Raw genomic sequence first — 3,824 nt, 5'->3', positions numbered from 1 at the left:
CCTCTACGGCGAACAAGACAACGACACGATTTATGGCCGCGGTGGCGCTGACCGTCTCGAAGGCGGTGGCGGCAATGACATCCTGTACGGCGATGGTGTGGAAGGTGACGTAACCTCGTGGGCGGCAACGCCTGAAAGCCTGTTCGGTGATGATTATCTGGATGGCGGATCAGGCAATGACCTTCTCAACGGTGGCAATGGCGTTGACACCTTGATCGGCGGGGACGGGTTGGACTGGCTTTACGGCGGTAAGGGCGACGACACCCTGATCGGTGGCGAAGGGCAAGACCGGCTTTACGGTGAAGACGACAACGACACCCTGGTGGTGGGCGCAACCGACATTGCCGAAGGCGGCGCCGGCGATGACATTTACCAGGTCAACGGCAATGCCGAGCTGACCGACGACTCTGGACAAAACCGCTACACCATTGACGCCTCCCAGGCGACAGTGGTCAAACTGAACGACTCCTCGCATGCGGCCGGCACGCTGAATATCATCAATGCCGGCAACCCGGCGGATGTGCCCGTGCTGACCTTCCTTCYAAACGGCAACCAGGTCTTAACCATTGGGGCGCTGCAGGTGCAAGGCACAGGCTGGGCGGATGGCTCCCTGGCGTCTGTCAGCGTCAACGGCAAAACCTATACCGCAAAAGCGCTGCTTCAGCGTAGCCTCACACCGCGAACCGTGGACGTGGCTGGCGCCAATCAGGAAGTTGTCACAGGTCTGGGCGCTGACAGCATTGCGGTGCATGCCGGCGGCAATACGATTTCCGCAGGCGGAGGTAACGATCAGATTCAGCTTGAGTCAGGTGGAAACACTTTGAGCTTTGAGGCTAATGACGGCCGGGACCTTGTGAAGATGGGTAGCGGTGCCCTGGCGGCCGCCTCGGCGGTGACCATCGCCCTGGGCGAACAAGCCGACCTGGCCAGCCTGCGCATAGGCCTGGTGCAGCGCAATTCCAAATCGGTGGTGCTGTACCTCGACTCGACCGGTACCGACAGCATCACGCTGGAGCCCAGCTACGGCGATGGGGATGTCGAGCTGTTCCTGGCCAACATCGTGGTCACGGCCGGCGGCCAGACCACCACGCTGGCGGGCCTGCTGGCGGCGGGCCAGGAAGCCCAGGGGGACGCTGGCGATAACTACCTTATGGCCTTCAACAAACCCAGCGTTCTGTCGGGGGCAGCCGGTTACGACGTGCTGGTGGGCAGCGCGTTCAACGACACGCTCGACGGCGGCACCGGAGAGGACACCCTGGTGGGCGGAGCGGGCGACGATACGTATGTCTGGGGAAGGGGCAGCGGCAACGATACCGTGACCGAAGAAAGTGGATTCGACACCTTGTTGCTGGGCAATTTGCTGGCCACCGATATCCGGGTTCGAGGCGACGGCGGCGTGGGCYTTGTGATTGAGGTGATTGATACCGGTGAGCGGCTTCGGCTCATCAGCAGCTCTCTTGATTTACTCCAGCAGAGCGTGGTTGAAAAGCTGGTCTTTGCAGACGGGCTCGAGTGGGACCTCCCGGCCCTTCGGCTCAAATCACTGGAAGGTACCCCCGGCAGCGACTTCATCTGGGGCTTTGATACCGATGACGTGCTTGACGGCGGTGATGGCAACGACAGCCTGATCGGTGGCGGGGGTGATGATCGTCTTATAGGTGGTGCCGGCAACGACAACCTGGATGGAGGCACAGGAAGCGACACTTTCGTCTGGGGGCGCGGAGACGGCGACGACCACATCTATGATTTTGGCGGTGGTGCCAATGACTCTCTGGAACTTCGAGGTCTGTACGCCTCGGACCTGACCATGGTCCGGCATAACGGYGGCGAAGCATTTCTGAGGATCAACAACACGGGCGAGACGCTGAGCATTGCGCAGAACTTTTTGGCGGGAGAGCTATATACCGTTGAGTGGTTCCGGTTTGCGGATGGGACCGTCTGGAACATCCAGGACCAGGCGCTCAATATGGAGCTGAGGGAAAGTTATTCCTTCGAATCGGCATTGATAGGGTGGTCGCTGTTCGACCACATCGTCGGCGGCGCTTACGAAAACTACCTCTACGGATTTGAGGGCGACGACATCCTCGACGGCGGGGGCGGCAACGACTATTTGTATGGCGGCTCCGGCAACGACACATACGTTTGGTATGCCGGTTCAGGTGATGACATCATTCGTGATACTTCCGGGGAGCCCGGTGATACCGGTGGAGGTTTTGACAACGTCAGGCTGGTGGGACTGAATCCAGCCGACATCGTGCTGACCTACGAGCCTGGGTACCTGGACCTCATCATCCAGATTATTTCCACCGGTGAGACATTGACGATCAGCCAGGGCCTCAATGCCGACGCCACGGGCTATTTCCTGGAGCGCATTGTTTTCGACAATGGTGTGGTCTGGAATGCTGGCGATATATTCGCGCTGGCTGAGGCGAGCCGCCTCAATCATGCCCCTGAAGCGGTGTATGCCTTGGACGATCAGGAAATCGAGGCACAAGGGAACGTCGGCCTGGATATTCCCTCGGACCTGTTTTCTGACGAAGACGGCAATCCGTTGACGTACAGCTTCAGCCTTGCCAACGGCGACCCTTTGCCCGCCTGGCTAAACTTCAACGTCGACTCGTTCAGGCTTGAGGGAACCGCGCCATTGGGCTTTGCCGGGGCGCTTTCCATTACCGTCAAGGCAAGGGACATCTTCGGCTTGTCAGCCTCGTCGAATTTCACGCTCACGGTTGCCGCGCCCGATGCGGTCATTCAAGGCACGGAAGGCAATGACACCCTCTTCGGCACTTCAAGGGCTGACGTGATGGCCGGTGGCGCCGGCAACGACTTGCTGAGCGGTGGCGCCGGCAACGACGTCTACCTGTACAGCCGGGGCGACGGCTCCGACCGCATCGACGACTACGACGAGACGGTGGGGAACATCGACACCCTGCGCTTTGACAGCACGGTGACCGCCGCTGATATCAAGGTCACCCGAAACTTCGACGGCGACGCGTACCTGAGCATCGGCGGCACAAGAGACCGCATCACTCTGGCAGGGACGTTCGCCATCGGAGGCAACAAGATAGAGCAGATCGAGTTTGCCGACGGTACCGTGTGGGATACCGCAATGCTCGAAAGCCTGCAAGTGCTGCAAACTGCGACCGAAGGCACAGACGAGCTGGTAGGCACTGTGGGTGATGACACGGTCAACGGCCTGGGGGGTGACGACGAGTTGTTCGGCATGGCCGGCAACGATACCCTGGACGGCGGTGCCGGCAATGACTACCTGTCAGGAGGCGCCGGTAGCGACGTTTATCTCTTTGGCCGCGGCTCAGGTGTAGACCTGATCGGCGAGTTCAACGAGGCGGCGGGCGATATCGACACCTTGCGCTTTGACAGTACCGTAGAAGTGGCTGATATCACGGTCACACGTGATGAAGCCGGCACACTGACTTTGAGCATCAACGGCACGGACGATAAGGTGCAATTCAACAACTGGTTTGCCGACAATACCGACCAATTCAAACAGGTGGAGCGGGTTGAGTTCGCCGACGGCACCGTGTGGGACCGGCAGGCCTTGGAGGCAGCAGTTGTCCCAACCGCGACCACCCCCACAATCCTGGGCACAGCCGGAGACGACATGTTAGGCGGCACAGGCGCAGCAGACGTGTTTGATGGGCAGGCCGGGGACGACGAGTTTCACGGAGGGGAGGGTAACGACGTCTACCTGTACAGCCTGGGAGACGGTAGCGACACCATCCTGGACTACGACGAGACCGCCGGCAATGTGGACACCGTGCGCTTTGACGGCACCGTGCTGGCCGGCGACGTCAGCCTCAGCC

The 3,824-nt window shown here is 60.3% G+C and carries 1 protein-coding gene; it reads left to right on the top strand.

All coding sequences use genetic code 11. From position 1 onward, the window contains the following. Nucleotides 1–3,824: calcium-binding protein (locus AC1D0P_RS23070; RefSeq protein ID WP_477678877.1), on the top strand; the 3,824-nt coding region annotated here is incomplete at both ends.

Source organism: Polaromonas sp. P1_G2 (genome assembly GCF_056405515.1).
This window is presented reverse-complemented; position numbering and strand designations above follow the sequence as displayed.